This window comes from Pseudomonas sp. FP2335 (assembly GCF_030687535.1).
GTDB lineage: Bacteria > Pseudomonadota > Gammaproteobacteria > Pseudomonadales > Pseudomonadaceae > Aquipseudomonas.
In genome coordinates this window covers 926,286-952,765 of sequence record NZ_CP117437.1, presented here as the reverse complement: position 1 = coordinate 952,765, position 26,480 = coordinate 926,286, and the positions used below count along the sequence as shown (strand labels likewise).

General features: G+C 61.0%; 29 protein-coding genes and 5 tRNA genes. 11 read left to right on the top strand and 23 right to left on the bottom strand.

The window, feature by feature from the left end; translation table 11 throughout:
* The first annotated feature begins 33 nt into the window (after window positions 1-33).
* On the top strand, window positions 34-882 hold the full coding sequence (gene nadC / locus PSH81_RS04085; RefSeq protein ID WP_305392057.1) for a carboxylating nicotinate-nucleotide diphosphorylase: 849 nt from the start codon (window positions 34-36) through the stop codon (window positions 880-882).
* A 62-nt stretch (window positions 883-944) separates the two neighbouring features.
* Here nadC and PSH81_RS04080 read toward each other — a convergent pair whose 3' ends face one another.
* The 4 genes from PSH81_RS04080 to PSH81_RS04065 form a co-directional block, all read right to left on the bottom strand.
* The gene (locus PSH81_RS04080) at window positions 945-1,250 is read right to left on the bottom strand and encodes a DUF6388 family protein (protein WP_226456518.1); all 306 of its coding nucleotides are present in this window, start codon (window positions 1,248-1,250) and stop codon (window positions 945-947) included.
* Window positions 1,251-1,387: 137 nt separating this feature from the next.
* Window positions 1,388-1,460, bottom strand: a tRNA-Thr gene (locus tag PSH81_RS04075).
* Window positions 1,461-1,499: 39 nt separating this feature from the next.
* Window positions 1,500-2,903 carry an O-antigen ligase gene (locus PSH81_RS04070; protein ID WP_305392056.1) on the bottom strand — a complete coding sequence of 468 codons (1,404 nt, stop codon included), beginning with the start codon at window positions 2,901-2,903 and terminating at the stop codon, window positions 1,500-1,502.
* Window positions 2,904-2,938: 35 nt separating this feature from the next.
* Window positions 2,939-3,352 (bottom strand): pilin, encoded by a 414-nt coding sequence (locus PSH81_RS04065; RefSeq protein ID WP_230412800.1) that lies wholly within the window; start codon window positions 3,350-3,352, stop codon window positions 2,939-2,941.
* A gap of 202 nt (window positions 3,353-3,554) precedes the next feature.
* On the opposite strand from PSH81_RS04065, the gene PSH81_RS04060 reads away from it, so the two are divergent.
* From PSH81_RS04060 to yacG, 4 genes are read left to right on the top strand one after another with little or no spacing between them, the layout of a single operon-like run.
* Entirely contained in the window at window positions 3,555-4,763 is a 1,209-nt protein-coding gene (locus tag PSH81_RS04060; protein WP_305392055.1) for a type II secretion system F family protein, read from the top strand.
* The gene (locus PSH81_RS04055; RefSeq protein WP_305392054.1) at window positions 4,760-5,626 is read left to right on the top strand and encodes an A24 family peptidase; all 867 of its coding nucleotides are present in this window, start codon (window positions 4,760-4,762) and stop codon (window positions 5,624-5,626) included. Before PSH81_RS04060 ends, PSH81_RS04055 begins: the two co-directional genes overlap by 4 nt.
* Window positions 5,623-6,246, top strand: a complete 624-nt coding sequence (gene coaE / locus PSH81_RS04050; protein ID WP_305392053.1) for a dephospho-CoA kinase — start codon at window positions 5,623-5,625, stop codon at window positions 6,244-6,246. The genes PSH81_RS04055 and coaE overlap by 4 nt, the downstream gene beginning before the upstream one ends.
* Window positions 6,243-6,443 (top strand): DNA gyrase inhibitor YacG, encoded by a 201-nt coding sequence (gene yacG, locus PSH81_RS04045; protein ID WP_017737928.1) that lies wholly within the window; start codon window positions 6,243-6,245, stop codon window positions 6,441-6,443. The genes coaE and yacG overlap by 4 nt, the downstream gene beginning before the upstream one ends.
* Here the strand turns inward: yacG and PSH81_RS04040 are convergent.
* Together PSH81_RS04040 and PSH81_RS04035 are read right to left on the bottom strand one after the other, a co-directional pair.
* Window positions 6,440-6,655, bottom strand: coding sequence for a hypothetical protein (locus PSH81_RS04040; protein WP_003171680.1), 216 nt, complete (start codon window positions 6,653-6,655; stop codon window positions 6,440-6,442). The two genes, yacG and PSH81_RS04040, sit on opposite strands and share 4 nt — an antisense overlap.
* Before the next feature lie 65 nt (window positions 6,656-6,720).
* Window positions 6,721-7,410 carry an energy-coupling factor ABC transporter permease gene (locus PSH81_RS04035; protein ID WP_192297840.1) on the bottom strand — a complete coding sequence of 230 codons (690 nt, stop codon included), beginning with the start codon at window positions 7,408-7,410 and terminating at the stop codon, window positions 6,721-6,723.
* 99 nt (window positions 7,411-7,509) lie between these two features.
* On the opposite strand from PSH81_RS04035, the gene PSH81_RS04030 reads away from it, so the two are divergent.
* The 3 genes from PSH81_RS04030 to PSH81_RS04020 are packed head-to-tail and all read left to right on the top strand — an operon-like array spanning window position 7,510 to window position 9,726.
* Entirely contained in the window at window positions 7,510-8,139 is a 630-nt protein-coding gene (locus tag PSH81_RS04030; protein WP_003188431.1) for a DUF1780 domain-containing protein, read from the top strand.
* A 54-nt stretch (window positions 8,140-8,193) separates the two neighbouring features.
* Complete coding sequence (locus tag PSH81_RS04025; protein WP_064450648.1) at window positions 8,194-8,367, top strand: DUF3094 family protein; 174 nt, start codon at window positions 8,194-8,196, stop codon at window positions 8,365-8,367.
* A gap of 60 nt (window positions 8,368-8,427) precedes the next feature.
* Entirely contained in the window at window positions 8,428-9,726 is a 1,299-nt protein-coding gene (locus tag PSH81_RS04020) for an NAD(P)/FAD-dependent oxidoreductase (protein ID WP_192297744.1), read from the top strand.
* A 193-nt stretch (window positions 9,727-9,919) separates the two neighbouring features.
* On the opposite strand, the gene PSH81_RS04015 is transcribed toward PSH81_RS04020, so the two are convergent.
* The 7 genes from PSH81_RS04015 to rluD form a co-directional block, all read right to left on the bottom strand.
* Window positions 9,920-9,996, bottom strand: a tRNA-Pro gene (locus PSH81_RS04015).
* Between the two features lie 94 nt (window positions 9,997-10,090).
* Window positions 10,091-10,166: transfer RNA gene (locus tag PSH81_RS04010), tRNA-Lys, on the bottom strand.
* A 5-nt stretch (window positions 10,167-10,171) separates the two neighbouring features.
* Window positions 10,172-10,248: transfer RNA gene (locus PSH81_RS04005), tRNA-Pro, on the bottom strand.
* A 9-nt stretch (window positions 10,249-10,257) separates the two neighbouring features.
* A tRNA-Asn gene (locus tag PSH81_RS04000) sits at window positions 10,258-10,333 on the bottom strand.
* Between the two features lie 303 nt (window positions 10,334-10,636).
* Window positions 10,637-13,201, bottom strand: coding sequence for an ATP-dependent chaperone ClpB (gene clpB, locus PSH81_RS03995; RefSeq protein ID WP_305392052.1), 2,565 nt, complete (start codon window positions 13,199-13,201; stop codon window positions 10,637-10,639).
* Between the two features lie 130 nt (window positions 13,202-13,331).
* The gene (pgeF, locus tag PSH81_RS03990; RefSeq protein ID WP_305392051.1) at window positions 13,332-14,057 is read right to left on the bottom strand and encodes a peptidoglycan editing factor PgeF; all 726 of its coding nucleotides are present in this window, start codon (window positions 14,055-14,057) and stop codon (window positions 13,332-13,334) included.
* Window positions 14,054-15,016 (bottom strand): 23S rRNA pseudouridine(1911/1915/1917) synthase RluD, encoded by a 963-nt coding sequence (gene rluD / locus PSH81_RS03985; RefSeq protein ID WP_005784662.1) that lies wholly within the window; start codon window positions 15,014-15,016, stop codon window positions 14,054-14,056. Before rluD ends, pgeF begins: the two co-directional genes overlap by 4 nt.
* A 149-nt stretch (window positions 15,017-15,165) precedes the next feature.
* Here rluD and PSH81_RS03980 point away from each other — a divergent pair, with 149 nt between their 5' ends.
* On the top strand, window positions 15,166-16,191 hold the full coding sequence (locus PSH81_RS03980) for an outer membrane protein assembly factor BamD (RefSeq protein ID WP_305392050.1): 1,026 nt from the start codon (window positions 15,166-15,168) through the stop codon (window positions 16,189-16,191).
* Between the two features lie 126 nt (window positions 16,192-16,317).
* Window positions 16,318-16,551: a PP0621 family protein gene (locus tag PSH81_RS03975; RefSeq protein WP_192297748.1), complete on the top strand. Its 234-nt coding sequence runs from the start codon at window positions 16,318-16,320 to the stop codon at window positions 16,549-16,551.
* On the opposite strand, the gene thiO is transcribed toward PSH81_RS03975, so the two are convergent.
* The 5 genes from thiO to pilV all read right to left on the bottom strand — a co-directional run bounded on the left by thiO (window position 16,538) and on the right by pilV (window position 19,834).
* A complete protein-coding gene (thiO, locus tag PSH81_RS03970) occupies window positions 16,538-17,647 on the bottom strand; it encodes a glycine oxidase ThiO (protein ID WP_305392049.1) in 1,110 nt (369 codons plus the stop codon). The two genes, PSH81_RS03975 and thiO, sit on opposite strands and share 14 nt — an antisense overlap.
* 62 nt (window positions 17,648-17,709) lie before the next feature.
* Window positions 17,710-18,111 carry a type IV pilin protein gene (locus PSH81_RS03965; RefSeq protein ID WP_226456526.1) on the bottom strand — a complete coding sequence of 134 codons (402 nt, stop codon included), beginning with the start codon at window positions 18,109-18,111 and terminating at the stop codon, window positions 17,710-17,712.
* 11 nt (window positions 18,112-18,122) lie between these two features.
* Window positions 18,123-18,653 carry a PilX N-terminal domain-containing pilus assembly protein gene (locus PSH81_RS03960; protein WP_192297751.1) on the bottom strand — a complete coding sequence of 177 codons (531 nt, stop codon included), beginning with the start codon at window positions 18,651-18,653 and terminating at the stop codon, window positions 18,123-18,125.
* A 9-nt stretch (window positions 18,654-18,662) separates the two neighbouring features.
* Window positions 18,663-19,364, bottom strand: coding sequence for a prepilin-type N-terminal cleavage/methylation domain-containing protein (locus PSH81_RS03955; RefSeq protein ID WP_305392048.1), 702 nt, complete (start codon window positions 19,362-19,364; stop codon window positions 18,663-18,665).
* Window positions 19,361-19,834 carry a type IV pilus modification protein PilV gene (gene pilV / locus PSH81_RS03950; RefSeq protein ID WP_305392752.1) on the bottom strand — a complete coding sequence of 158 codons (474 nt, stop codon included), beginning with the start codon at window positions 19,832-19,834 and terminating at the stop codon, window positions 19,361-19,363. The genes PSH81_RS03955 and pilV overlap by 4 nt, the downstream gene beginning before the upstream one ends.
* Before the next feature lie 192 nt (window positions 19,835-20,026).
* Between pilV and PSH81_RS03945 the strand changes: the two genes are divergently transcribed.
* Window positions 20,027-20,608: a GspH/FimT family pseudopilin gene (locus tag PSH81_RS03945; protein ID WP_305392047.1), complete on the top strand. Its 582-nt coding sequence runs from the start codon at window positions 20,027-20,029 to the stop codon at window positions 20,606-20,608.
* Here the strand turns inward: PSH81_RS03945 and ispH are convergent.
* The 5 genes from ispH to ribF all read right to left on the bottom strand — a co-directional run bounded on the left by ispH (window position 20,562) and on the right by ribF (window position 26,420).
* Complete coding sequence (ispH, locus tag PSH81_RS03940; RefSeq protein ID WP_192297754.1) at window positions 20,562-21,509, bottom strand: 4-hydroxy-3-methylbut-2-enyl diphosphate reductase; 948 nt, start codon at window positions 21,507-21,509, stop codon at window positions 20,562-20,564. The genes PSH81_RS03945 and ispH overlap by 47 nt on opposite strands.
* Window positions 21,510-21,688: 179 nt before the next feature.
* Window positions 21,689-22,126, bottom strand: coding sequence for a peptidylprolyl isomerase (locus PSH81_RS03935; RefSeq protein WP_177325344.1), 438 nt, complete (start codon window positions 22,124-22,126; stop codon window positions 21,689-21,691).
* Window positions 22,127-22,133: 7 nt separating this feature from the next.
* Window positions 22,134-22,643 carry a signal peptidase II gene (lspA, locus tag PSH81_RS03930; RefSeq protein WP_192297755.1) on the bottom strand — a complete coding sequence of 170 codons (510 nt, stop codon included), beginning with the start codon at window positions 22,641-22,643 and terminating at the stop codon, window positions 22,134-22,136.
* Complete coding sequence (ileS, locus tag PSH81_RS03925; RefSeq protein WP_226456530.1) at window positions 22,636-25,467, bottom strand: isoleucine--tRNA ligase; 2,832 nt, start codon at window positions 25,465-25,467, stop codon at window positions 22,636-22,638. Before ileS ends, lspA begins: the two co-directional genes overlap by 8 nt.
* 14 nt (window positions 25,468-25,481) lie before the next feature.
* Window positions 25,482-26,420, bottom strand: coding sequence for a bifunctional riboflavin kinase/FAD synthetase (gene ribF / locus PSH81_RS03920; RefSeq protein WP_192297757.1), 939 nt, complete (start codon window positions 26,418-26,420; stop codon window positions 25,482-25,484).
* Between the last annotated feature and the right edge of the window lie 60 nt (window positions 26,421-26,480).

Genomic DNA, 26,480 nt, shown 5'->3' with positions numbered 1-26,480 from the left:
TATAATCGGGGCACTTTGTTTGTGGAGCCTGTTATGCCGAATCTCCGTCTTGCCGACCTCACCGCCGAAATCGAAGCCAACGTGCGCCGCGCGCTGCTCGAAGACATCGGCAGCGGCGACATCACCGCGCAGTTGATCCCGGCCGAGCGGCTGGCCAAGGCCACCATCATTACCCGTGATGCGGCGGTGATTGCCGGCACAGCCTGGGTAGATGCCGTGTTCCGCCAGCTGGACCCACGGGTTGCGGTGCACTGGCAGGTGGCCGACGGTGAGCGTGTCAGCCCCAACCAGGCGCTGTTCCACCTCGAAGGCCCCGCACGCTCGCTGCTCAGCGGCGAACGCAGCGCACTGAATTTCTTGCAACTGCTGTCAGGCGTGGCGACGCGTGCCCGGTTCCTGGCGGATTTTGTCGCGAGCACCCAGGTCAAGCTGCTGGACACCCGCAAGACTCTGCCTGGCCTGCGCCTGGCGCAGAAATACGCAGTCACCTGTGGCGGCTGCCACAACCACCGCATCGGTTTGTATGACGCGTTCCTGATCAAGGAAAACCATATCGCCGCCTGTGGTGGCATCGCCCAGGCCATTACTGCCGCGCACAAGATCGCCCCGGGCAAACCGGTGGAAATCGAAGTGGAAAGCCTGGAAGAGTTGCGTGAAGCGCTGGCGGCAGGCGCCGACATCATCATGCTCGACGAACTGAGCCTGGACGATATGCGTGAAGCCGTTCGTCTGAATGCCGGCAAGGCCAAGCTGGAGGCCAGTGGCGGGATCAATGAAAGTACGTTGCTGCCTATCGCGCAAACCGGTGTGGACTACATCTCCATCGGCGCGATGACCAAGGACGTGAAGGCGGTGGATCTATCGATGCGCCTCAGTATCTGAGGCCAGGCACCAGCTTGCTGTTGTGGCGAGGGGGCTTGCTGCCTCGCCACAACACGCTTGGCTCAGACCACCAGATTATTCATCTCGCAGTATTCTTCCCATTCGACGCCCAACACTTCGGCCGCCTCCTTGTGCAAGGCCAAGCGTGCATCTTCGAACTCTTCCGGTGTCGAGGTGTACTTGAGGGTCAATTCCCAAGGCTGCAGGCCCTGGCTCTCGGCCTCATCCTCGAATGCCCACTGGATCTGATCACGCCGGTCATCAGCGCTCAAATCCTTGATCTCTTCTTTAAGCTGCGGCGACTCCTCGATGTATTTTTCGAGGGCTTTGGCGTGCCGAACTTCCTGGGTCATTTCAGTCGTGGTCATGTCGTTCTCTTAGATCGAGGAATGGGGATGCATCTGGGTCATCAAGGTCTCGCAGATACAAAAGAGCGGGCGTGAATACCGACTCGTCTGGCCTTCAGAACCATTCTTGGGATCATCTGAAAACAGTGCTGCCTTTTTGCCCGAGACAGGAATCGAACCTGCGACCTTCGCGTTACGAGTGCGCTGCTCTACCAACTGAGCTACACGGGCGGTGGGCTAAAGCTAGCACCGCATCGGGTGTCCGGCAACTCACGGACGTGGCAGCGCGATTACCCCCTGGGCCCAGAAGCGTGGCTGCAGGTGGTTATGGGTCGCATCGATGTAGCGCTGCTGCGCCTGCGTGATGTGCGGTACATCACGTGCAGCAACAAATATCAGCAGACCAACGGCCACGACACTCAGCACCGTCCATACACCCGCGACCATCGGCAGCGCGGCAGCGCCCGGCACTCGCGGATGCAGCGCCAGCAGCCAACCCACCACCAGTGCCAGCCACAGTTGCGAGATAGGCATCACGATCACTCCATCGACCATCGACTGCACCAGCGCAGCGACCAAGGCCGCGAACAGGCACAGACGCAACAAATCCACACGCTGGGTCGACAACCCACGTTCACGCAGTACACCGAGCGTGGCCCAACCGCCACGCCAGGCCAGCGCAATGACAACCAGGGTTGATGGCACACCCCACTCGCTGGCCCATTGCAGAATCGCCTGATGGGGATGGGCCGCAATCACGTTGGGAATATCGGCAAACTGCATCGGCCCGAACCCCAGCCAAGGCCGCTCGACGATCATATGCCAGGCCTGCCACCAGATCGGCCCACGCCCAGACAGCGACGTGGTGAGACGATCGCCGGCACCGCTGGACAACTCGATCCCCAAGTAGCCCGCCAGCCCCGTGAACAGCAGCCAGTACAGCAGCAACCCGCCGCCCGCCGCCGCCAGTTGCCAGGCCACCCAGCGCCGCCCTCCTGGCCCCAGCGCCGCCAGCAGCACCCCAGCCGTGCCCAGGCCCAGCCAAGTACCGCGCGTACCGCCGCTGATTGCGATCAACCACCATACGCACAGCAACGCCAACACCGCAGCGCGCACTGGGCGAGAGAGCGTGGGCAACAGCAAGGGAAGCGCCAGAAACGGCAGCGTGAAGGTCTGAAATTGACCGTAGAAACGTTTGTTGGAGAAGCCTGACAGCAGCAGATCCGGGTCCAGCAGGCGCTGGCCACTGGTAAACGCCAGCATGCCGGCATACAGGTACTGGGCCGACTTGACCAGGCACAGCAGCACCACGATCAGGATCAGCACACGATCCAGGCGCTCCCCCCCCTCGCGGCGCACCGCGGCAAACGCCACGGCAATCAGGCCGCAACTGATAAACAGTGACACCTCGGTGAACGCCCAGAGCGGTTGGTGCGCCAGCCCCGAGGAAATCATCCCCAGCGCGATCACCAGCGCCAGGCCTATGGCGGCGGGCCGATCCAGCCACGGCCCGTGGTTGACCGACAACCCATACAGCAGCGCGAGCAGCGCCAGGGCAATCTGGATCGTGCGCTGAAGATCATGACCGCCGAACGGCACACAGATCCCCAGCACCAGCAGGCACACCGCCAGCACCAGGAAAACGTTACCGCGCTGCCGTATGGAAAAGACCATCGTCCACCTCTACGTCCGTGTGGATGGTTGGGTCGTTACGCGCCGTCGGCGCCACAGCCCTTGGCAACGTATTTTGCTTCAGCGCTGGTAACACACTTCCAGCCCTTGGTCGCATCACGGGTCAACGTGATGGTCTTGCCCAGCACCGGCGCCGGGGCGTCGAGGATTTCGCAACTGATGGAACCGGTGCCCGTGGCCACATCCCCCGCCACATCGATCTTGCAGTTGGCGGTCGGGCTGGTGCCACCGATCAGGGGGAGGGTCGGCACGGTGCCTTGATTGAAGACGTCCTCGTAACCGGCCTTCAACGCGGTGATTTCCGCCAGCCCCGCCGTGAACTTGGCCTTGGCCTGGTGCGTGGTGTACATCGGCAGGCCGATGGTGGCCAAAATGCCAATGATTGCCACGACGATCAACAACTCGATCAGGGTAAAGCCTTTCTGACGCATCACATTCACTCTCCAGAATAAAACCTATGACAAGGCGCATCCTGCGCCCCGTAGTGTGCAGCCGCGCCAGTGTACTCACCCTCGAGCGGCCAATCGTATCCAAGACGCACATTCTGACATTTTATCGTGCACCACCCGCGCGCCCGAATCCGTCACCTGACTACGCTATAAATTCTCCACCACCGGCATGCGGAGCAGTGATATGGACAACGCGTCAACGATCTACGCCTGGGAAGGCATCAACCGCAAAGGGCACAGGGTGTCCGGGCAAACCGTCGGCCACAACCCTGCGCTGATCAAGGCGCAACTGCGCCAACAAGGCATCTGCCCCGAGCGTGTGCGCCAGCGCTCCCGTGTTTTTCCAGACCTCGCCCCACCGATCAAATCCGCCGACATCGCCCTCTTCACCCGACAGTTGGCGACGCTGCTGAAAGCCGGAATTGCGCTGCTGCAAGCCCTCGACATCCTCGCAGAGGGCTGGGAAAACCGGCGCATGCAGGTGCTGATCAAAAGCTTGAAACAGGAGATCGCCGGCGGCAGCAACCTGGCCACGGCACTGCGTAAACAGCCGCGCCATTTCGATGCGTTGTACTGCAACTTGATTGCCGCGGGCGAGCAGGCAGGCGCCCTGGAAACCCTGTTGGAACGCGTGGCGCTGCACCTGGAGAAAACCCAGCAGCTCAAGGCGCGGATCAAAAAAGCCATGACCTACCCAGCGGCTGTGCTGGTGGTCGCCGGCGTAGTCAGCACGTTGCTGCTGGTGCACGTCGTGCCACAGTTCCAGACCCTGTTCGCCGGCAGCGGCGGCAAATTGCCCGGCTTTACCCAGGTGGTCATTGCCCTGTCGGAATTCCTGCGCAACGCCTGGTGGCTGCTCGCACTCGGCCTGGGCACGGCAGTGGCCGGGCTGCGCCGGGCCTATCGTGTGTCCCCAGGGTTTCGCCACCGGCTGCAAGCCGGTTTGTTGAAAGCGCCCCTGGCAGGCACACTGTTGAAAAAGTCCGCCGTCGCCCGCTACGCTCGCACACTCTCGACTACGTTCAGTGCAGGCGTCCCCCTGGTGCAGGCATTGGACTCGGTCGCCTGCGCCGTCGGCAACGGGCCATTCAGACAAGCCATCGAGCGCCTGCGCGACGATGTATCCACAGGTATTCAGTTGAATCAATCCATGACCACCAGCGGCCTGTTTCCAGCCATGGCGATCCAGATGACCGTTATCGGCGAAGAGTCCGGCACGTTGGACCGCATGCTGGAAAAGGTGGCAAACCACTATGAGGCTGACGTGGACACACTGGTCGACCACCTCACCAGCCTGATGGAACCGCTGATCATGGTCATACTGGGAGGGATTGTCGGTGCGCTGGTGATCGCAATGTACCTGCCAGTCTTCCAGTTGGGGTCGGCATTTTGAGCTTGCTGCTGAGCGAACACCCTTGGGCCTTTATCGGCATGGCGCTGGTGCTGGGCCTGATCGTCGGCAGCTTTCTCAACGTGCTGGTGTGGCGTCTGCCGAAAATGCTCGAACGCGAATGGCGCGCCCAGGCCCAGGAAGTCCTCGGCCTGCCGACCGAGCCACCCGGCCCGACCTACAACCTGATGCACCCCAACTCCTGCTGCCCGCATTGCAATCAGCCGATTCGTCCCTGGGAAAACATCCCGCTGTTGAGCTTCCTGCTCCTCAGGGGGCGCTGCGCTCATTGCCGTGAGCCGATCAGTGCACGCTACCCCTGCACCGAACTGGCCTGCGCGCTGCTTTCGGCCGTGGTTGCCTGGCACTTCGGTTTTGGCTGGCCAGCGGCAGCGGTGATGCTGCTGACCTGGGGCCTGCTGGCCATGAGCCTGATCGATGCGGACCACCAACTACTGCCGGATGTTCTGGTACTGCCGCTGATGTGGCTGGGGCTGGTCCTCAACAGTTTCGAGTTGCTGGTGACACTGCCCGATGCGCTGTGGGGTGCAGTGATCGGCTATATGAGCCTATGGACAGTGTTCTGGCTGTTCAAACTCGCCACCGGCAAGGACGGTATGGGCCATGGAGACTTCAAGTTACTGGCCCTGCTGGGTGCCTGGGGCGGCTGGCAGATCCTGCCGATGACCCTGCTGATGTCTTCATTGCTGGGGGTGTTTGTCGGGCTGATCCTGATGCGCCTGCGCAAGACCGAAGCGTCGACCCCGATGCCGTTCGGTCCTTATCTGGCAATTGCCGGCTGGATTGCATTGCTCTGGGGTGGTCAAATAACCGACTTCTATTTGCAGTCCGTCGGTTTCAGATGACCACTTCTGTTGCAACACCCTGGATTCTTGGCCTCACTGGCGGCATCGGCAGCGGCAAAAGCGCGGCGGCGCAACACTTTATCGACCTGGGTGTCGACCTGGTGGACGCCGACCACGCCGCCCGCTGGGTCGTCGAGCCTGGCCGGCCGGCACTGGCACGCATTGCCGAGCATTTTGGCGCAAGCGTGCTGCAGCCTGACGGCCAACTGGACCGCGCAGCGTTGCGCAAGCTGATCTTTGAAATCCCCGAAGAGCGCCGCTGGCTGGAAGGCTTGCTGCACCCGTTGATTGGCGAAGAGATTCGCAGCCACCTGGCGCGCGCGCAGTCGCCTTACGCGATCCTGGTGTCGCCGCTGCTGATCGAGTCCGGCCAGCACAGCATGACCCAGCGCATCCTGGTGATCGACGTGCCGCAATCGCTGCAGATTCAGCGTACCCTGCAGCGCGATGGCATCAGCGAGCAGCAGGTGCAGGCGATCCTCAAGGCCCAATCGAGCCGCGAAGAGCGCCTGAGCCATGCCGATGACGTGCTGGTCAACGACAAGGACCTCGCCTGGCTGCACAGCGAGGTCGAGCGACTGCACCACTTTTACCTTACTTTGCGTGGAGGCCGATCATGAGCCAACCCTTGACCGTCGACTGCCCAACCTGCGGCGCACCCGTGGAATGGACAGCGACCAACCTCAACCGGCCGTTCTGCTCGGACCGTTGCAAACTCATCGACCTGGGCGCCTGGGCAGCTGAGGAACACAAGATTCCCGTGGCGCCGGATGCCGAGGACGAGCTGTTTTCCGAAGACCTGACACCGCGCCACTAAGGCCGCATAAAGGCGTATTCCTGCTGGTCGTCGAGGTTTTCTGCAAGGTATTGCAGTTCGTCGGCCAGGTCTTCGAAACTGCGCACGCCCTTGCTCTGCTGCACCACCGCGCTGAGCATGGCGCGCAGGGTCAAGCCGGGGTCAAAACCGATTTCCTGCGCTGCGTCCTGGCTTCTGCGCAACTCCTGCCGTGCCCACTCATACACACTCATGATTCGTGCTCCTGGAAAATTTCGCAGAGCATGGGCCTGCGCGTGCCGACAGGATTTGATCTGGATCAACGCCGCGAATCGTCGTCATTCCAGGGCGCCGAGAGGTAGCGGGTACGGTTGAAGGTCTCCAGCCATTCAGGGCAAAACACTACCAGGGCGCTGATGACCATGCCGTTGATAAAGGCTTCGGGAAAGATGATCAGCCATAGGTAACCGACAAAGTCTTCCAGCCATTCCGGCATGGCGAAACGTCCGTCGAACCACAGCAAGCCCAGCCCGAGCAGCAGACAGAGCAAGGCTGACAGGGCGGCGGCGAAAAAACCGGAGCAGAAGATATACACAAAGGGGTTGCGAGGCTGTGCGCGCTCCACCAGCAGCGCGCAGCCTTCAGTGACCAGCACCGGCAACACGATCAGCAGCAGGCCGTTGACGCCAAGCGCGGCCAGATCCTGGCGCCCCAGCAGCATCAAGCCGAGCTGGGCGGCAAAGCCACCGACAATGGCCAGGGGCCAATCCAGCAGCAGGGTCACGGCGGTCATGCCGATGAAATGGTAGGACACCCCGGTATCGAAATCCCTGCGTACCAACCAGAGCATGAACAGTGCGAACACCGTGCCGAACAGCAAATGCTGGCGCCGTCGGTCGGCGAACAGCTCGACCCACGGCGAACGCAAAATCGCCCACACCACCACAGGCACAAATAACAGCCAGCCAAGGCCAAGGGTTTGTGGTGCGAGCACTGCAGCACTGATCACGGCGGCCCCCATGCTTGAATAACGGTCGAGTAGGCAGTCTACACCGAGCTTATGCAACGGGACTTCCTGCGGTCATCATTTGAACGCTAAGCTGCAAGCATGGATGACTCAGATTACTTGCGCCTGCTCACGGTAGCGGCCGAACAAGCCAACGCGTTTTTGTCCAATGCCCGCAAATGGGAGCGTGAGCGTTGGGTCTGCCAGCGCCTGCTGCAAGGCTTGAATGTGCCCTACCGCGTTGAAGAGTTCCACGCCGCCGGGCAAGAGCCGCCGGACGTGCTGTTTCGCGACGCCAGCTTCGAAGTATTTTTTGTACTGGATGAAGGCCGGCGCCTGAACGACGAATGGCGCGACGAGTTGCTGCGCCGACGCAGCGCGTTCTCCCTCAGCCAACTGGTGCGCCGTGAAGCCAAGCCGCGGCGGATCCCGGCCCATGAATTCCTGTTGCGCCTGGCGCCGACGCTGCGCAAAAAGGCGCACAACTATAAAGAACGCGGCATGGACCTGGGCGAGCTGGATCTCATCGCCTTCACCAGCCTCAAGCGCGAAGTGCTCGACCTCAACAGCCACTTCCCACCGCCGACGGAATACCTGCGCCAGGGCTGGCGCTCGCTGTCGCTGGTGGGGCCAACGTTTGCACGGGTGCTGTTCGCTCACCCCGACGCGCCGGATTTCTTGCGCAACAACCTGGGCCGCAGCATAGTGTTCGACGTGGGCATCAGCCTCTGAGCCCCCGGACTGTAACGTGGCGCCCTTTTGCAACGTCTACCTGACGAGGCCTTTATGACCAGCCGCCTGAACCCCGATGACCAACAGCATGTCGAAGAGTACCTGCAACTCTCCCAGAACCGAGTCGAGCGCAAGCCTTTCCGGCCGTGGCTGCTCCTCGGCGTGGTGCTGGTTGCAGTGATCGGCCTCGGTCTGTTGAGCCGCCTTTTGAGTTACCTGACGCTATGAGCTGCCTGGCGCTCGCGGGGGTAACTGCTCCGATTTCTTTTAGCCTTGCGAGATACCCCCATGACCCATCGTATTATTATCGTCGGCGGCGGCGCCGGCGGCCTGGAGTTGGCTACCCGCCTGGGTAAGACTCTGGGCAAGCGCGGCACCGCCAGCATCACGCTGGTGGACACCAACCTGACCCACATCTGGAAGCCCCTGCTGCACGAAGTGGCCGCCGGCTCGCTGAACTCTTCGGAAGACGAACTCAATTATGTCGCCCAAGCCAAATGGAACCACTTCGAGTTCCAGCTGGGCCGCATGAGCGGGCTTGATCGTGAACAGAAGAAAATCCAGCTGGCCGCCACCCTCGATGAAGAAGGCCGCGAACTGGTGCCCGCGCGCGTACTGGACTATGACAGCCTGGTGATCGCCGTCGGCAGCACCACCAACGACTTCGGCACCGAAGGCGCAGCGCAGCACTGCCTGTTCCTCGACACACGCAAGCAGGCCGAGCGTTTCCACCAGCAATTGCTCAACCACTATCTGCGCGCGCATGCCGGGCAGACTGATGCTGTCGAGCAGATCAGCGTGGCTATCGTCGGTGCCGGCGCCACAGGCGTCGAGCTGGCGGCCGAACTGCATAACGCAGCCCATGAACTGGCGGCCTATGGCCTGGACCGGATCAAACCGGAAAATATGCACATCACCCTGATCGAAGCCGGCCCACGGGTGTTGCCTGCCCTGCCGGAACGCATCGGTGGACCTGTGCATAAAACCCTGGAGAAGCTCGGCGTGACCGTGCTGACAAACTCGGCGGTCAGCGAAGTGACCGCCGACGCGCTGATTACCAGCAGCGGCCAGGTGATTCCTGCCAGCCTGAAAGTCTGGGCCGCCGGGATTCGCGCACCGGGTTTCCTCAAGGACATCGATGGCCTGGAAACCAACCGCATCAACCAGCTGCAAGTGCTGCCGACGCTGCAAACCACCCGTGACGAGAACATCTTCGCCTTTGGCGATTGCGCCGCCTGCCCGCAGCCGGGCACCGACCGCAACGTACCGCCACGAGCCCAGGCGGCTCACCAGCAGGCTTCATTGCTGGCCAAGTCGCTGAAATTGCGCATCGAAGGCAAGGCCCTGCCGAGCTACAAGTACACTGACTACGGCTCGCTGATTTCGCTGTCGCGTTTTTCCGCTGTGGGTAACTTGATGGGCAACCTCACTGGCAGCGTGATGCTGGAGGGCTGGTTGGCGCGGATGTTCTATGTGTCGCTGTACCGCATGCACCAGATGGCGCTGTATGGCTTCTTTCGCACGGCGATGTTGATGCTGGGCAGCAGGATTGGCCGCGGGACTGAACCACGCCTCAAATTGCATTAACAACCGGGGTCTGGAATGTGACCTGATAAATGTGGGAGCGGGCTTGCTCGCGAATGCGGTGGTTCAGTGCCAGATGTACTGACTGACACACCGCTTTCGCGAGCAAGCCCGCTCCCACATTTGCTTTGCGGTGAATTCAGGTTTTTGCAGGCAAAAAAAATCCCCGTATCTTTCGATACGAGGATTTTTAATATGGTCGGGGTAGGGGGATTCGAACTCCCGACATCCTGCTCCCAAAGCAGGCGCGCTACCGGACTGCGCTATACCCCGGTAATAAAAAGGCGACCTTTCAGTCGCCTTCTTCGATCAGCGCTTTTGGCCTCTGATCTTAAGATTCGATTCCAGCGTTAACTGGTTTCAAAAATGGTGGGTCGTGTGGGATTCGAACCTACGACCAATTGGTTAAAAGCCAACTGCTCTACCAACTGAGCTAACGACCCAAAAATGGTCGGGGTAGGGGGATTCGAACTCCCGACATCCTGCTCCCAAAGCAGGCGCGCTACCGGACTGCGCTATACCCCGATTTGAAATTGGCTCCGTGACCAGGACTCGAACCTGGGACCCAATGATTAACAGTCATTTGCTCTACCGACTGAGCTATCACGGAACAACATATTTCAATGTACAACTTCTACTGCGGTGTAGCCTTCTCTTCGACGCTTCCGTATCGCTACGTTGTCGTGTCTGAGGCGCGCTATTCTACAATCTTAAAAACCCCTGTCAACCCTTTAAATTGCTTTTAAGACAATGATTTGCGCTTGTTTCTGATTTCTTCTTGGGGAGAAGAAACCCGTGGGCTGACGTTGCTGCGGGGCGCACTTTACAAGCCTTTTCCTTACAGTTCAACGCCCTATCGAAAAAAAAAGGCCCCGCGATGCGGGGCCTTCTTTTATTACGCCACTGAAGAGGCTTAGTGGAAGACGATTTCGTCGTTTTCCACGGTCGCTTCGACGCTGGTGCCAGGCATGAAACTGCCCGACAGGATCAGCTGCGCCAGCGGGTTCTCGATCCAGCGCTGGATCGCACGTTTCAAAGGCCGTGCGCCATACACCGGGTCGTAACCAACCGCGATCAACTTGTCCAACGCCTCGCTGCTCAGCACCAGGTCCAGCTCGCGCTCGGCGAGGCGGCTGCGCAGACGACCCAGCTGGATCTCGGTGATACCAGCGATCTGATCCCGCGCCAGAGGCTCGAAGATCACCACTTCATCGACCCGGTTGATAAATTCCGGGCGGAAGTGACTGGTCAGCGCATCCATCACCGCAGCACGCTGGCCTTCACGATCTCCGACCAACTCCTGGATCTGCGCAGAGCCCAGGTTGGAGGTCATCACGATCACCGTGTTGCGGAAGTCCACGGTACGTCCGTGGCTGTCCGTCAGCCGGCCATCTTCCAACACCTGCAGCAACACGTTGAACACGTCCGGGTGGGCCTTCTCGACCTCATCCAGCAGGATCACCGAGTAAGGCTTACGCCGCACGGCTTCGGTCAGGTAGCCACCTTCCTCGTAGCCCACATAGCCTGGTGGCGCACCAATCAAACGAGCCACCGAGTGTTTCTCCATGAATTCGGACATATCGATCCGCACCATGGCCTCTTCAGTATCAAAGAGGAACTCGGCCAAGGCCTTGCACAACTCGGTCTTACCCACGCCGGTTGGGCCGAGGAACATGAACGAGCCGCTCGGACGGTTCGGGTCGGACAACCCGGCCCGCGAACGCCGTACCGCGTTGGACACAGCCACCACGGCTTCTTCCTGGCCAATCACACGCTGGTGCAACAGGCTTTCCATCTTCAGCAGCTTGTCGCGCTCGCCTTCGAGCATTTTCGACACTGGAATGCCGGTCCACTTCGAGACGACTTCGGCAATTTCTTCCTCGGTCACCTTGCTGCGCAGCAACTGGTTCTCGCTGTGGCCATGCTGGTCGACCATTTGCAGGCTGCGTTCCAGGTCCGGGATCACCCCGTACTGCAACTCGGCCATGCGGTTCAGGTCGCCTTTACGGCGCGCTGCTTCCAGCTCCTGGCGGGACTGCTCGATTTTCTGCTGGATCTGCGCAGAGCCCTGCACTTCGGCTTTTTCCGAAGTCCAGATTTCTTCCAGATCCGAATACTCGCGTTCCAGACGGACGATTTCTTCCTGGAGTTTTTCCAGGCGTTTTCTCGCCGCGTCGTCCTCTTCTTTCTTCAGGGCCTGGGATTCAACTTTAAGTTGAATCAGACGCCGATCCAGACGGTCGAGCACTTCCGGCTTGGAGTCGATCTCCATGCGAATGCGGCTGGCCGCTTCGTCGATCAAGTCGATGGCCTTGTCGGGCAACTGCCGGTCAGTGATATAGCGATGGCTCAATTTCGCCGCCGCAATGATCGCGCCGTCAGTGATGGCCACTTTGTGGTGGACCTCATAACGCTCTTTCAGGCCACGCAGGATCGCGATGGTGTCTTCTTCGCTCGGCTCTTCCACCAGCACTTTCTGGAAACGACGTTCAAGGGCCGCGTCCTTTTCAATGTACTGGCGATACTCGTTGAGCGTAGTGGCACCGACGCAATGCAACTCACCCCGCGCCAACGCTGGCTTGAGCATGTTGCCCGCATCCATCGAGCCCTCGCCTTTACCGGCGCCGACCATGGTGTGCAGTTCGTCGATAAACAGAATGATCTGCCCTTCCTGCTTCGACAGTTCATTCAGCAGGGATTTGAGGCGCTCTTCGAACTCACCACGGAACTTGGCGCCAGCGATCAACGCCCCCATGTCCAGGGACAGCAGGCGCTTGCCTTTAAGGCCGTCCGGCACTTCACCATTGATGATGCGCTGGGCCAGACCTTCGGCAATCGCGGTTTTACCTACGCCAGGCTCACCGATCAGCACCGGGTTGTTCTTGGTGCGACGTTGCAGGACCTGGATGGTGCGACGGATTTCATCATCACGCCCGATCACCGGGTCAAGCTTGCCGTCTTCGGCGCGCTTGGTCAGGTCGACGGTGTATTTGTCCAGGGCCTGGCGCGACTCCTCATGATTGGGGTCGTTCACCGCGTCGCCGCCACGCAGGTTGTTGATGGCGTTTTCCAGGGCTTTCTTGCTCACGCCCTGGCCCAGCAACAACTTGCCGAGTTTGCTGTTTTCGTCCATGGCGGCGAGCAGCACCAGTTCGCTGGAGATGAACTGGTCGCCCTTTTGCTGGGCCAGGCGGTCCGCTTGGTTAAGCAGGCGCGCCAAGTCCTGGGACATATTCACGTCGCCGGTCGGATTTTGGATTTTCGGCAATTGGTCGAGCTCTTTGCTCAACTCCTTGCGCAGGCTGTTGACGTCGAAGCCCACCTGCATCAGCAAGGGCTTGATAGAACCACCTTGCTGCTCCAGGAGCGCCTGCATCAAGTGCGCAGGCTCAATGGCCGGATGGTCGAGGCCCACCGCCAGGGATTGAGAGTCAGATAATGCCAACTGTAATTTGCTGGTTAAACGATCAATACGCATTAGTCACCTTCCTTTTGAGCAGGCCGGAGCTATAAAACATCCTGAATGAAGAAACCTGCCAGATACCCTTATAGATGGGGTGGATTCTGGGAGTTTCAAGCGTCGGACAGTTGACCTAGGTCAGAAGAGTTTAGCGTGCAAGCCAGATAAGGGAGGCAAACCGACCGGTGCGAGGACTGCGGCGGTAAGAAAAGAAGCGCGGATCGGTCACGGTGCAGAAACCGCCACCATAAACAGCAGTTACACCGCGTGCGGCAAGGCGCAGGCGCGCGAGCTTATAGATGTCAGCCATGAACTTGCCGGGGTTGCGACTGGGCACGAAAGCTTCGGCGGTGATCGGCAATTGCTGCACGAAGGCTTCCCGCACTTCCGGGCCGACTTCAAACGCTTGCGGGCCAATGGCCGGGCCGAGCCAGACCAGAACCTCGCCGGGTTCGGCATCCAGGCTTTCAAAAGCGGCTTCCAGCACGCCAGCCGCCAGGCCACGCCAACCGGCATGGGCTGCGGCGACGCGAGTACCGGCACGGTTGCAGAACAACGCGGGCAGGCAATCGGCAGTCATGGACGTGCAGGCGATACCTGGGGTGCTGGTCCAACTGCCATCGGCTTCAGCGGTGCGGTCTGGGTCAGCTTCGACCACGGTCACACCATGAACCTGACGCAGCCAGGCCGGCCGGACATCGAACGCATCGCTCAGACGGCGGCGATTCTCGAGGACGGCCTCCAGGCTGTCCTCGACGTGATCGCCCAGGTTGAGGCTGTCGAACGGCGCCAGACTGACGCCGCCCGCACGGGTGGTGACGCAGGCCTTTACCCGAGCCGGCGCGGGCCAGTCAGGAATCAGCCAGTCACTCATCCGATAAACGCCTCGCGATCCTGCTTGAGCAACGACAACAACCAGACCAGATCGTCTGGTAGAGGCGATTCCCAGCTCATCCGCTTACCGCTCGTCGGATGATCCAGTTCCAGGAAGCGTGCATGCAGCGCCTGGCGCGGGAACGACTTCAGCGACTCAACCATGGTCTGACTCGCCGCCGGCGGAATGCGGAAGCGACCGCCGTAGGCCGGATCCCCGACCAACGGGAAGTTGATGTGGGCCATGTGCACACGAATCTGGTGGGTACGACCGGTTTCCAGCTTGACCCGCACGTGGGTGTGGGAACGGAAACGCTCCAGCACACGGTAGTGGCTGACGGCTTGCTTGCCGCCTTCCATCACCGCCATACGCTGGCGCTGCTGGCCGTGACGACCGATCGGCGCGTTGATCTTGCCACCGGCCACCACTACGCCAATCACGATGCACTCGTAGATCCGGCTGACGCTGCGGCTCTGCAGTTGTGTGACCAGCTGCGTCTGCGCCTGAATGGTCTTGGCCACCACCATCAAGCCGGTGGTGTCTTTGTCCAGACGGTGCACGATGCCGCAGCGCGGGACATTGATGATGTCCGGCACGTGGTGCAACAGGGCATTGAGCAAAGTGCCATCAGCGTGCCCGGCTGCCGGGTGAACCACCAGGCCTGCGGGTTTGTTGATGACCAGGATGTCGTCGTCTTCATAGACGATGTCCAGCTCGATGTCTTGGGCGACCCATTCTCCCTGGGCTTCCTGCTCGGCAGTCAGCTCAAGAATCGCACCGCCATGGACTATGTCTCGCGGGCGGATAACCGCTCCATCCACAGTCAGGCGGCCGTCTTTGATCCAGGCGGAAAGGCGCGAGCGCGAGTGCTCAGCGAATAATTGTGCGGCGACTTGATCGAGGCGTTGGCCGCCCAATTCGGACGGCACCTCTGCGCGAAGTTCAATTTTATCGGACATGCTCAGACTAGGCGTGGCACAGCCTTTGGTTTCGGCTGCGCGCTTGTGGTTAAATACGGCGTCTTTTGCCCCGAGGCTTTCAACGGGGCGCTCATCATAACAGGACGGCCCCGCCCAAGACAGCGGCCGTCATAGGGACGCAAGCCGCCATGCAAGTGAAACACCTGCTGCTGATCGCCATCCTCGCCATGACTGCTGCTTGCTCGTCAACAAAGGAAGTCGTCGACGAAAACCTGAGCGAAGTCGAGTTGTACCAACTGGCTCAGAAAGACTTGGACAATAATAGCTACACCAGCGCCACAGCGAAGCTGAAGGCACTGGAGTCGCGCTATCCGTTCGGGCGCTACGCCGACCAGGCCCAGCTTGAGTTGATCTACGCCAACTACAAGAACGCCGAGCCGGAAGCCGCCAAGTCCGCCGCCGAGCGTTTTATCCGCCTGCACCCACAGCACCCGAACGTTGACTACGCCTACTACCTCAAGGGCCTGACCTCGTTTGACCAGGACGTCGGCCTGCTGGCGCGCTTCCTGCCGCTGGACATGACCAAGCGTGACCCAGGCGCTGCCCGCGACTCCTACAACGAGTTCGCCCAGCTGACCAGCCGCTACCCGAACAGCCGCTACGCGCCGGACGCCAAGCAGCGCATGATCTACCTGCGCAACCTGCTGGCGTCCTACGAGATCCACGTAGCCCACTACTACCTGACCCGTCAGGCCTATGTCGCTGCCGCCAACCGTGGCCGCTATGTCGTGGAGAACTTCCAGGAAACCCCGTCCGTCGGTGACGGCCTGGCCGTGATGACCGAGGCTTACCAGCGCCTGCACCTGGACGCCCTGGCCACCACCAGCCTGGAAACCCTGAAGCTCAACTACCCGCATCACCCAAGCCTGAAAGACGGCCAGTTCGTACCCCAGGTCGCCGAAGCGGACAACCGCTCGTGGCTGAGCAAGTACACCCTGGGCCTGATCGAGTCCCGTCCACCACTGCCGCCGGGCGAAACCCGCGCCAACCAGGACGTGATGAAGCAGTTCCAGGATGCCAAGGAAGCGATTCCTTCGGAGCTCAAGCCCCACGACGAGAACGGCGACGTGATCGAAGAAGAAGCCCCGCAAGCCCTGGGCAACAATCAGGACCGCTCGTGGTTCAGCTACATGACCTTCGGTGTGTTCGACTGATCTGTTGACGCAACGCAAAAAGGGAGCCCTTGGGGGCTCCCTTTTTTGTGGGCAAGCATTATTGCGCTGTGCGCCTGCCATGTCCTTGGCTAAACTGGCGCATTCCTTGTCGAGAAACTGCCCATCATGGTTCGTCTACTGTTCTGGATTGCCGTCATTGCCGCCGCAGTATGGTTCTGGCGTAAATTCAAAAGCCCGGCTGCCAAACAGCAGCGCTCCGCCGAGCCCGACGCGGCATTGATGGTGCGCTGCGCCCACTGCGGCGTGCACCTGCCGCAGGATCGCGCATTGAATTCACGCCAGGAGTGGTACTGCACCCAGGCGCATCTGGAGCAAGGGCCGAAGTCTATCCAGCGTTGATCCGACCGTCGGGAGCATACGGCGCCGGGTCGATGATCGGCGCACGTCCCAGCAGCAGATCCACAAACAACTGGCAGGACGCCGGAGCGAGCACCAGGCCGTTGCGATAATGCCCGCAGTTGAGCCACAAACCGTTGAAACCCGGCACCTGGCCAATATATGGAATGCCTTCCGGCGACCCCGGACGCAAGCCGGCCCAATGCCCCACCACCTCGGCGTCGGCCAACGCGGGGATCAACTCCACCGCTGAAGCCTTGAGGCTTTCCAGTGCCGCTTCGGTCGGCGTCTTGTCGAAGCCTTCATGCTCCAATGTGCTGCCAATCAAGATATGTCCATCACGCCGAGGGATCGCATAACGCCCCTTGGCCAGGACCATGCACGACAAAAAGTCCGACGCGCATTTGTACAGAATCATCTGCCCCTTGACCGGCTCTACCGGCAGCGACAGCCCCAGGGTGCCGAGCAACTCACCGCTCCACGCCCCCGCTGCCAGCACCACCTGATCACCCAGAATCGGACCACCCGGTGTATTCACGCCGATCACGCACTCACCCTCCCGAATAAACCCGCTCACTTCGCACTGCTCATGGAGCGTCACGTCCGGCAGCGCCAACAGCGCCGCCTTGAGCGACTTGACCAGCCGTGGATTGCGCACGTTGGCCACGTTGGCCATGAACACCGCCTGGGAATATCCGCTGCCCAGCACCGGCACCGCGTCATGGGCGGCGCAGACATCCACCTTGCTCAAAGGACGACCTTCGCGTGCAGCCCAGGCAAGTGCCTCGGCCTCATCATCCAGGTCGAGCCAGTACAAGCCGGTGGTATGCACCTCCGGGTCAACACCAGTCGCAGCAAACAGGCGCTGCGCCAACTGTGGATAAAAATCCTGCGACCAATGGGCCAGCGCGGTGACCGCCGGGCTGTAGCGCCACGGGTACAACGGCGAAACAATACCGCCGCCGGCCCAGGACGACTCCTGCCCCACGCCTGCACGCTCCAGCAGCACCACCGCCTGCCCCTGAGAGGCCAGGTTGAACGCCGTCAACAAGCCGATTACGCCACCACCGACAACCACCACCTGCTGTTGCTTAGCCATCATTTGATCCAGCCGATAAATAGGGACAAGCGCACCCGGCGCCCAATCTTCCAGCACTCTCATCACTGCCCCCAGCACAACTTGCGCGACATGTCCGGCGCTGCGCCAGGGTTGGCCCGGGCGCCGGTGCTGGTCAGGCTGAAGTCGCCGCAAGGGTCGCCGGCCATCACCGAATCGACGGCTGGCGTAGCCACCAGGCGGAAATCCTGAGGGTTCAATGCAGCGGTGATTCTATAGCGATCATTGCCCGCACTGACGCCGCTGGCGTCAATAAAAGTACCGTTGCTCGTATAAAACCGTTCCAGATACTGGGCCTGCTCGTTCAGCAGGGCGACGATTTCTGCGCGATAAACCTTTTTTATATGGCCGGTGTAGCTGGGGTAAACGATCCCGGCCAGCAACCCGATGATCGCCACGGCGATCAGTAATTCGATCAGGGTAAAACCCTGGCTATCCCTGCCCATCACACCACTCCTTATTGAACCTGCCGCCACGCTACCCGCCGAAACCGTGGGCCGCCCTCCTCCATCAGCCGCGCATACACGCTCTCCAGCACCGTGCGTGATTGGCCGCTGAGCCCGACAGCCGTCACCCGATACACATTGGCCACAGCCTGTGGCGGTAAATGCGCCAGCCCCACCGCTTCCCCAAGGGACTGAATGCCGTAGAAACCACCCTTGAGCGCGATCCAGTCAACGCCAGAAACCGGGTTCGCCCCGGCGCCAATCAATAGAAGCGCTTCACCTGGGGGCGCACAGGTGGCAACCGACTGGCACACCGGCAAGGCGGCAAACGCCCGTTGCACGTTGGACTCCCCCAACCTCAGGCCACTCTCGGCACTTTGCAGCGACTGATTGCGATGCCAGAGGCTGGCTGCCATCTTTTGCTGGGACACCGCGCCTTGCATCGAAGACAGGCCGATCAGCGACAACAGCAGCAGAAACACCAGGCTGATCAGCAGGACCATCCCCGCCTGCCGCACACCAATACGTTGAGTCATTTCCATGCTCGCGCCCTACCCCAGACGGTTTCGTAGCGCGGCGACGACGCTGTAGGTTTGGTCCTTTACCCGCCCGGAAGGGTCTTGCAGCGTCATCCGGATGCGCACACTGCGGATCAACGACTCGTCGCCGGGGCTGGTGTCGTAACGCACCACACCGAGCGACTCCGGCTTGGCGGCCAAACCAAAACTGATCTCGAAATTGCGCACGTTATCCACCAGCACGGCCTTGGCCGGTGCGGCGGGCGTACTGACCTTCAACTGGCCCGCCTCGAATGTGTAGGTGAGTTGGCGTATCGCAAAACGAATCTGCCCGGGAGCAGGCGCCGGTCCGTGCGCAGCGTAAGCCTGAGCGCTTGCGGTGCAGTCGGAAAGCACCGTCCAGTCCGGCGTGCCACCAACGACGTCAGCCGTCACCAACATCAGCGCCGTTGACCCGCTACCGGCACTCCAGCCCACTGGCCGATCAAAGGCCGGCGGGGCGTTGTCGATAAACGCCGTGGCCAGGCAGCCAAACATACCGGCCTGGCGAATGTCCTGAACCATCTTGCCCAGGACAAACCGCGCATCGTCCTGCAACAGCATGGCTGCCTGCTGGCTGGCGTGTGTCATGCGAGCGCTGACCGCGACCTGGCTGACCCCGAGCACCAGCACCAGACCAACGGCCAGTGCCAGCAGCAGTTCCACCAGGCTAAAACCTCGCACAGGACGCTTCATTGCGCCCCCGCCATACGGCTGGTCAGCGTGAATGTTTCACGGGCGCCAGGGGTATGGGTGCCCCGACTGTCGTCCCAAGTGATGCTGACGGTGACTTGATCATCGCTGACCACCACCGAGCCTTTGGCGCTCTCTCCGGCAAAGCCGCGGATATTGGCTTCGAAATCATGCAGGTCCAGGTCACGCACGCTGGAGGAAGGACTGCTGAGCGGGGCGCGCTCGGCGCGTCCCCAGGTGTAGTCAGCGGTGGAATTGGCGCGGATCCGGTCAAGCATGTCGTACGCGATAAAACTCGCCTGGCTGGCCATCCTAGAGCTGTCGGTGTACTTGAGCGCATTGAGCTGGATAAGCGCCGCACCCAGCAGACCGATCGTGAGGATCGACAGCGCAACCAGCACTTCGATCAGTGTCGTGCCGGTTTGGCATCGACGTGAAGCATGGAAAAAAACATTGTTGGGGCAGGCGGGCATCACCATCGTCATCCGTGTCGAGGGCCAAAAAAAGCAGGCAAATCCTGCTGTGCGAACCCAGATTAGCGGCGGTTTTTACCGCGTGCCGCTGCCGGAACAAAGGGAAATACTTTGGACAAAAAGGCCATCATCCAGCGCCACGGACTGGGCGCTATACCTATCACTGCACCCAAATCCATGGAGGGATGGCCGATGAAACAGCGAGGTTTCACCTTGATTGAATTGCTGCTCGCGCTGATCGTGAGCGGCATCCTGGCGCACCTGGCAGTCCCCAGCTTCAAGCATCTTCTGCAATCGCAACAACGACACAGCGCAGCACAGTCGCTAGCGGGAGGGCTGCGCTTTGCCCGCACCGAGGCCATTGCACACAACCGGGCGGTGGTGATTCACGCGCGGGGCGATGATTGGAGCCGGGGCTGGCGGGTGATATTGGATCTGAGCGGGCGCGGCCACCTGGACGAGGACAACCCGGTGCTGCTGGAGCACCAGGACAGCGGACAGGTGCCGATGGTCGGCAATGGGCCAGTGAAGAACCAAGTCCGCTTCAGCGGGCTGGGCGAACCGGTCTTTTCAGGCGGAGGGTTTCGGGCAGGGACGGTACACGTATGTACCACGGACCAGGCGGAGAGCCTTTACCAAGTGGTGCTGGCGCCCAGCGGGCGCATCAGCCTGCGCAGCGACAGGGCCGAGCAGGCGCTGTGCCGGAGCTACTCCGGCAGCCTGGCGCTCAGAGCAGCGAGCGAACCCGCAGCTCCTTGGGCATGGAGAAAGTGATGTTTTCTTCACGACCAGCCAACTCATCGGCGCCAGTGGCACCCCATGCGTGCAGTTGCTGGATCACACCACGCACCAATACTTCCGGGGCCGAGGCACCGGCGGTGATGCCGATACGCTCGACACCATCGAACCAGCTGCGCTGCATGTCTTCTGCGCCGTCGATCAGGTACGCCGGCGTGGCCATGCGTTCGGCCAACTCTCGCAGGCGGTTGGAGTTGGAGCTGTTGGGGCTGCCGACCACCAGGACCACATCGCACTCGTCGGCCAGTTGCTTGACCGCGTCCTGGCGGTTTTGCGTGGCGTAGCAGATGTCATCTTTACGCGGGCCACCGATGGCCGGGAAGCGGCTGCGCAGGGCGTCGATCACCCGGCTGGTGTCGTCCATGGACAAGGTCGTCTGGGTCACGAATGCCAGGCGCTCGGGGTTGCGCACCTGCAGGTTGGCGACGTCTTTTTCGTCCTCCACCAGGTAGATGGTGCCGCCATTGCTGGCATCGTACTGGCCCATGGTGCCTTCGACTTCCGGGTGCCCGGCGTGGCCGATCAGGATGCACTCACGGCCGTCACGGCTATAGCGCGCCACTTCGATATGCACCTTGGTCACCAGCGGGCAGGTGGCATCGAAGACTTTGAGGCCACGGCCTGCCGCTTCGGTACGCACTGCCTGGGAAACACCGTGGGCGCTGAAGATGACGATCACGTCGTCCGGCACCTGATCCAGCTCTTCGACAAAGATGGCGCCGCGTGCGCGCAGGTCTTCGACCACGAACTTGTTGTGGACAACTTCATGGCGCACGTAAATCGGCGGCCCGAAGACTTCCAGGGCGCGGTTGACGATTTCGATCGCACGGTCCACGCCGGCGCAGAAGCCACGGGGGTTGGCGAGTTTGATTTGCATGCTGTGCCTCGTGTCTTGCAGCCACTTGGGTTCAAGCTAGACGCCAACCCACCTGACAGTAGAGATCAAAGGTGGGAGCGGGCTTGCTCACGAATGCGGCGGGTCAGTAAATAAATCTGTTGACTGACACTCAGCATTCGCGAGCAAGCCCGCTCCCACATTTTTAACCGTGTCGTTGATCAGAGCGCTTTAACGTCGATGATTTCAACGTCAAAGGTCAAGGTTTTACCGGCCAACGGGTGGTTGAAGTCGATGGTCACTTGCGTGTCATCAAAGGTTTTCACCACGCCAGGCAATTCGGTGTTCGCCGCGTCATTGAAGATCACCAGCAAGCCTTCCGAAAGGTCCATGCCTTCGAACTGCGAACGCGGGATGATCTGTACGTTTTGCGGGTTGGGCTGGCCAAAGGCGTTTTCCGGCAGGATCTGCAGGTTGCGCTTGTCGCCAGCCTTGAAGCCGAACAGAGCCGCTTCGAAACCCGGCAGCAGGTTGCCATCGCCGACCTTGAAGGTGGCCGGGGCTTTGTCGAACGTGCTGTCGACCGTGTCGCCATTCTCCAGGCGCAGTGCGAAATGCAAGGTGACTTCCGTGTTCTGGCCGATGCGTTGCTCAGCCAATACCTGATCAGTCATTGACGGTCTCTCCGGTTTTCTTACTTTTGAACATGTCCAACGCCAGCATGATTGCACCGACGGTGATGGCGCTGTCGGCAAAGTTGAACGCAGGGAAATACCAGCGGTTCTGCCAATGCACCAGAATGAAGTCGATCACATGGCCCAGGGCAATGCGGTCGTAAAGATTGCCCAGCGCGCCACCCAGCACCAGGGCCAGGGCGACAGCCAGCCAGGTGTCATCGCGGCCCAGGCGCTTGAGCCACACCACCAGCACCGCACTGACCACCACAGCGATCAGGGCGAACAGCCAGCGCTGCCAGCCGCCACCATCAGCCAGGAAGCTGAAAGCAGCACCGGTGTTGTAGGCCAGGGTCCAGCTGAAGTAATCCGGGATCACCACGATCTGCTGGAACATCTGCAAGGAGCCTTCGAAATGAGCCTTGCTGACCTGGTCGATGACCAGGACCAGCACGCTCAGTACGAGCCAACCCAGACGTCCGAAACGACTGGCGTTAGGCATAGTGGCGAACCTCGCCAGCGCCCGAGATGTTGTCGACGCAACGACCACAGATCTCCGGGTGCTCAGGGTTCACGCCGACGTCTTCACGGCAGTGCCAGCAACGGGCGCACTTGGCGAAGGCCGACTTGACCACTTTGAGCTTCAGGCCTGGAACTTCGGTAGCGACCGCATCCGCTGGAGCCTGGGCGAAGGGTGCCAGGCTCGCAGTGGAGGTGATCAGCACGAAACGCAGTTCGTTGCTCAGCTTGGCCAGGTCGGCGCTCAAGCCTTCCTCGGCGAACAGGGTGACTTCGGCTTGCAGGTTGCCACCGACGGCCTTGGCCGCACGCTGCACTTCCAGCTCCTTGTTCACCGCAACCTTGACGGCCATCACGCCTTCCCAGTACTCGCGGCCCAGTTCGAAGTCGGCCGGCAGTTCGGTCAGGCCTTCATACCAGGTGTTGAGCATCACGGACTCGTTACGCTCGCCCGGCAGGTATTCCCACAGCTCGTCGGCGGTGAAGGCCAGGATCGGCGCGATCCAGCGCACCAGTGCTTCGCTGATGTGGTACAGCGCGGTCTGCGCCGAGCGGCGCGCCTTGCTGTTGGCGCCGGTGGTGTACTGGCGGTCCTTGATGATGTCGAGGTAGAAACCACCCAGCTCCTGCACGCAGAAGTTGTGGATCTTCGAGTACACGTTCCAGAAGCGGTATTCACCGTAGCTTTCCTGCAACTCGCGCTGCAGCAATAGGGTACGGTCCACGGCCCAACGGTCCAGGGCGAGCATGTCCTCGGCCGGCAGGATGTCGGTGGCCGGGTTGAAGCCGGTCAGGTTCGACAGCAGGAAGCGTGCGGTATTACGGATGCGACGGTAGGCATCGGCGCTACGGGCCAGGATCTGGTCCGACACGGCGATTTCGCCCGAATAGTCGGTCGACGCTACCCAAAGACGCATGATGTCGGCGCCCAGGGTGTCATTGATCTTTTTCGGCTCGATCACGTTTTTCAGCGACTTGGACATCTTGCGACCCGTCTCGTCGACGGTGAAGCCGTGGGTCAGCAGTTCGCGGTACGGGGCGTGGTCGTCGATGGCGCAACCGGTCAGCAGGGACGAGTGGAACCAGCCGCGGTGCTGGTCCGAGCCTTCCAGGTACAGGTCGGCGCGCGGGCCGGTCTCGTGACCCATAGGGTGCGAGCCGCGCAGGACGTGCCAGTGAGTGGTACCCGAGTCGAACCACACGTCGAGGGTGTCACTGATCTTGTCGTACTGCGGCGCTTCGTCGCCCAACAGTTCGGCCGCGTCCATCTTGAACCAGGCTTCGATGCCTTCCTGTTCAACACGCTGGGCAACGATTTCCATCAGTTCGACGGTGCGTGGGTGCAGTTCGCCACTTTCCTTGTTCAGGAAGAACGGGATCGGCACGCCCCAGTTACGCTGGCGGGAGATGCACCAGTCCGGGCGGTTGGCGATCATCGAGTGCAGGCGCGCCTGGCCCCAGGCCGGGACAAACTTGGTGTCTTCGATGGCTTTGATTGCGCGGTTGCGCAGGGTGTCACCGCTGGCCGGCTCTTTGTCCATGCCGATGAACCACTGCGCGGTGGCGCGGTAGATCAGCGGGGTCTTGTGGCGCCAGCAGTGCATGTAGCTGTGCTGGATGGTCGCGGTTTGCATCAGCGCACCGACTTCACGCAGCTTCTCGATGATCGGCTGGTCGGCCTTGAAGATGAACTGGCCGCCGAAAAACTCCAGCGAAGTCGCGTAGACGCCGTTGCTTTGCACTGGGTTGATGATGTCATCGTTGACCAGGCCGTACTTCTTGCAGATCACAAAGTCGTCTACGCCGTAGGCTGGCGAGCAGTGAACCACGCCCGTGCCCGAACCCAGCTCAACGTAGTCGGCCAGGTAAACCGGCGACAGACGGTCGTAGAACGGGTGACGGAAATTGATCAGTTCCAGCGCTGTGCCGGTGGTGGTCGCGATGACCGAGCCCTGCAGCTCGTAACGGGCCAGGCAGGCCTCAACCATTTCCTCGGCCAGTACCAGCAGGCGATCACCGACGTCCACCAGGGCGTAGGTGAATTCCGGGTGCACGTTCAACGCCTGGTTGGCAGGGATAGTCCACGGGGTGGTGGTCCAGATCACGATGGCGGCGGGTTTGGCCAGCGATGCCAGGCCAAAGGCCTCGGCCAGCTTGGCGTCGTCGGCAATCGGGAAGGCCACGTCGATGGTCGAGGACTTCTTGTCTTCGTACTCGACTTCCGCTTCGGCCAGGGCCGAACCGCAGTCGAAGCACCAGTTCACGGGCTTGAGGCCCTTGAACACGAAACCGCCCTTGACGATTTCGGCCAAGGCGCGGATTTCACCGGCCTCGTTCTTGAAGTTCATGGTCTTGTAGGGGTTGTCCCACTCGCCCAGCACGCCCAGGCGGATGAATTCGGACTTCTGCCCTTCGATCTGCTCGGTGGCGTAGGCACGGCACAGTTCGCGGGTTTTATCCGCGCCCAGGTTCTTGCCGTGGGTCACTTCGACCTTGTGTTCGATCGGCAGGCCGTGGCAGTCCCAACCCGGCACGTACGGCGCGTCGAAGCCCGACAGGGTTTTCGAGCGCAGGATCATGTCCTTGAGAATCTTGTTCAGCGCATGACCGATGTGAATCGTGCCGTTGGCATAAGGAGGGCCGTCGTGCAGGACGAATTTCGGACGATCCTTGCCAATCTCGCGCAACTTTCCGTACAGGCCAATACTGTCCCAGCGCTGCAGGATCTGCGGTTCGCGCTGTGGCAGGCCGGCCTTCATTGGGAAGGCGGTGTCCGGAAGGTTTAGCGTGGCTTTATAGTCGGTCATTTAAGGCTCTTCGGTTAGCGATGGGCGCTAGGTGCGGCTAGTGCACGGGCGGCGGCGACATCCGCATTGATCGCCGTTTTCAACGCCTCAAGGGAGGCGAAACGCTGCTCTTCACGCAGCTTCTGGTGGAAAACCACCGTCAAACGCCGGTCATACAGATCACCGGCAAAATCCAAGAGATGAACTTCCAGGTGGGCCTTGCCATCACCTGCAACCGTGGGCCTGACGCCTATGTTGGCGACTCCCGGCCACGGTTGGCCGTCGATGTCGACACTGACCAGGTAAACCCCGGTGAGCGGCACACGACGGCGCTTGAGTTGCACGTTGGCAGTTGGCGTGCCCAGTTGGCGCGCCAGCTTCTGGCCGTGCAGTACCCGCCCGGCAATGCGGAACGGGCGACCGAGCAGACGCTCGGCCAAGGCGAAGTCGGCAGCGGCCAAGGCGTTACGCACCTGGGTGCTGCTCACGCGCAGGCCATCGAGTTCGACGGTTTGCGCGGCTTCGACGGTAAACCCTTGGTTGACACCAGCGTGTTGCAGGAAATCGAAATCCCCGACGCGGTCGCAACCAAAACGGAAGTCGTCGCCGACCTCCAGGTGCTGTACGCCCAGGCCATCGACCAGGATACGGTCGACGAACTCGGCGGCGCTGAGGCTCTGCAAACGCTGGTTGAAGGCCAGGCAGAGGACGCGGTCCACGCCTTCTTCGGCCAGCAGTTGCAGTTTGTCGCGCAGGCGCGCCAGACGCGCCGGAGCGGTCTCGGGAGTAAAGTATTCCCGCGGCTGTGGCTCAAAAATCACCACGCAGCTGGGCACGCCCAACTCGACCGCACGCTCGCGCAGCCTGGCCAGGATAGCCTGGTGGCCACGGTGAACACCGTCAAAGTTGCCAATAGTGGCGACGCAGCCCCGATGCCGGGGGCGCAGGTTGTGGAGACCTCGAACCAGCTGCATAACGCGCTTCTTGCTCATAAAGTGGTCGATTATAACCACACCCGGCCCCGGACGACAGGC

Coding starts and splice junctions, on each gene's coding strand:
- PSH81_RS03965 (WP_226456526.1), bottom strand. CDS start 18,111: ATGGGCAGGGATAGCCAGGGTTTTACCCTGATCGAATTACTGATCGCC.
- nadC (WP_305392057.1), top strand. CDS start 34: ATGCCGAATCTCCGTCTTGCCGACCTCACCGCCGAAATCGAAGCCAAC.
- PSH81_RS04020 (WP_192297744.1), top strand. CDS start 8,428: ATGACCCATCGTATTATTATCGTCGGCGGCGGCGCCGGCGGCCTGGAG.
- ribF (WP_192297757.1), bottom strand. CDS start 26,420: ATGCAGCTGGTTCGAGGTCTCCACAACCTGCGCCCCCGGCATCGGGGC.
- clpB (WP_305392052.1), bottom strand. CDS start 13,201: ATGCGTATTGATCGTTTAACCAGCAAATTACAGTTGGCATTATCTGAC.
- PSH81_RS04025 (WP_064450648.1), top strand. CDS start 8,194: ATGACCAGCCGCCTGAACCCCGATGACCAACAGCATGTCGAAGAGTAC.
- rluD (WP_005784662.1), bottom strand. CDS start 15,016: ATGTCCGATAAAATTGAACTTCGCGCAGAGGTGCCGTCCGAATTGGGC.
- PSH81_RS04070 (WP_305392056.1), bottom strand. CDS start 2,903: ATGGTCTTTTCCATACGGCAGCGCGGTAACGTTTTCCTGGTGCTGGCG.
- pgeF (WP_305392051.1), bottom strand. CDS start 14,057: ATGAGTGACTGGCTGATTCCTGACTGGCCCGCGCCGGCTCGGGTAAAG.
- lspA (WP_192297755.1), bottom strand. CDS start 22,643: ATGCCTAACGCCAGTCGTTTCGGACGTCTGGGTTGGCTCGTACTGAGC.
- PSH81_RS04080 (WP_226456518.1), bottom strand. CDS start 1,250: ATGACCACGACTGAAATGACCCAGGAAGTTCGGCACGCCAAAGCCCTC.
- PSH81_RS04030 (WP_003188431.1), top strand. CDS start 7,510: ATGGATGACTCAGATTACTTGCGCCTGCTCACGGTAGCGGCCGAACAA.
- PSH81_RS03945 (WP_305392047.1), top strand. CDS start 20,027: ATGAAACAGCGAGGTTTCACCTTGATTGAATTGCTGCTCGCGCTGATC.
- PSH81_RS04040 (WP_003171680.1), bottom strand. CDS start 6,655: ATGAGTGTGTATGAGTGGGCACGGCAGGAGTTGCGCAGAAGCCAGGAC.
- coaE (WP_305392053.1), top strand. CDS start 5,623: ATGACCACTTCTGTTGCAACACCCTGGATTCTTGGCCTCACTGGCGGC.
- ileS (WP_226456530.1), bottom strand. CDS start 25,467: ATGACCGACTATAAAGCCACGCTAAACCTTCCGGACACCGCCTTCCCA.
- PSH81_RS03980 (WP_305392050.1), top strand. CDS start 15,166: ATGCAAGTGAAACACCTGCTGCTGATCGCCATCCTCGCCATGACTGCT.
- ispH (WP_192297754.1), bottom strand. CDS start 21,509: ATGCAAATCAAACTCGCCAACCCCCGTGGCTTCTGCGCCGGCGTGGAC.
- PSH81_RS03975 (WP_192297748.1), top strand. CDS start 16,318: ATGGTTCGTCTACTGTTCTGGATTGCCGTCATTGCCGCCGCAGTATGG.
- thiO (WP_305392049.1), bottom strand. CDS start 17,647: ATGGCTAAGCAACAGCAGGTGGTGGTTGTCGGTGGTGGCGTAATCGGC.
- PSH81_RS04065 (WP_230412800.1), bottom strand. CDS start 3,352: ATGCGTCAGAAAGGCTTTACCCTGATCGAGTTGTTGATCGTCGTGGCA.
- yacG (WP_017737928.1), top strand. CDS start 6,243: ATGAGCCAACCCTTGACCGTCGACTGCCCAACCTGCGGCGCACCCGTG.
- PSH81_RS03955 (WP_305392048.1), bottom strand. CDS start 19,364: ATGAAGCGTCCTGTGCGAGGTTTTAGCCTGGTGGAACTGCTGCTGGCA.
- PSH81_RS03960 (WP_192297751.1), bottom strand. CDS start 18,653: ATGGAAATGACTCAACGTATTGGTGTGCGGCAGGCGGGGATGGTCCTG.
- pilV (WP_305392752.1), bottom strand. CDS start 19,834: ATGCCCGCCTGCCCCAACAATGTTTTTTTCCATGCTTCACGTCGATGC.
- PSH81_RS04060 (WP_305392055.1), top strand. CDS start 3,555: ATGGACAACGCGTCAACGATCTACGCCTGGGAAGGCATCAACCGCAAA.